This window comes from Gemmatimonadales bacterium (genome assembly GCA_030697825.1).
In the GTDB taxonomy this organism is placed as follows: domain Bacteria; phylum Gemmatimonadota; class Gemmatimonadetes; order Gemmatimonadales; family JACORV01; genus JACORV01.
In genome coordinates this window covers 1-1,024 of the sequence record JAUYOW010000231.1, presented here as the reverse complement: position 1 = coordinate 1,024, position 1,024 = coordinate 1, and the positions used below count along the sequence as shown (strand labels likewise).

Annotated in this window: 2 protein-coding genes; both read left to right on the top strand. The window is 67.8% G+C overall.

Features of this window, described 5'->3' with window-relative positions; translation table 11 throughout:
* On the top strand, window positions 1–681 hold a 681-nt coding region (locus Q8Q85_11805), incomplete at its 5' end, for a T9SS type A sorting domain-containing protein (protein MDP3774938.1).
* 49 nt (window positions 682–730) lie between these two features.
* On the top strand, window positions 731–1,024 hold a 294-nt coding region (locus Q8Q85_11800; GenBank protein MDP3774937.1), incomplete at its 3' end, for a hypothetical protein.

The following is a 1,024-nucleotide window of genomic DNA, read 5'->3' as shown; positions in this document are numbered from 1 at the left end:
CTCACGGCGGGCTCGAACGTGGCGTGCGACCGCGGCGGTCTGCTGCCCGAGGCGCAGAACGCCTTCCTGATGGACCACGCCATTCTGAGCCCGGTGGCGTTCCGGTCCGGCACCAACGCCGGCACCGCGTCGATGACGACGAACGGGAACGGCTTCATCTTCTACCTGGCCGGCTACTTCACGCTGATGCGGATGGCGGCGCTGCCCTCCGCCGGCACGGTGTGGAACTACCGTACCTACACTGGCTTCATCACCGGCCGCGCCGGGTCCTATGGATTCGACGAGGACGTGCGCCTGGCGGCGATTCCCGGCCTGAGGGCGCGGATCACGTACTCGGGCTCCACGCTCGACGCGTCCACCACCACGGCCGAGGCCCTCGAACGCGTGCACACGGTGCCGGATCCGTACTACGTCACTAACGCGCTCGAGATTTCTTCGACGACGAAGGTGCTACAGTTCGTCAACCTGCCCGCGCAGGCGATCATCCGGATCTACAGCCTGAGCGGCGTGCTGGTGAACATCGTGTCGCACAACGACAACACCGGCGGTGGGGCGGCGGTCTGGAACATGCGCAACCGGAACAACCAGTTCGTCGCAAGCGGCGTGTACTTCTATCACGTCGAGACGCCGGACGGCCGCCGGAAGATCGGCCGTTTCACGGTGGTGAACAATGCCCAGTAATCACACCGGCAAGGGCCGGGGCCCCGCCCCGGCCCTCGCGGAGGTTCGCATGAGCAAGCGGAGTGTGAGGGCCAGCCTCGTGCTGGCGATGACCATCGCGACGGTGGGCGGCCAGGCGCGCGCCCAGGAGCCCGTGAAACTTCCCGCGGACAACACGCCCTACGGGACGTCCGCGGCCGAATTCCTGCTGTTCCCCGCCAGCGCGCGCGGCGCCGCCCTGGGCAACGCGTTCTCGGCCCTCGTGAACGTCGTGTCGTCGGTGCACTTCATTCCCGCCGGTCTCGCGCTGATGGGGCACTCCGCGGTGCTGGCGTCCTCCATGAGATACCTGGCGGACACGCGC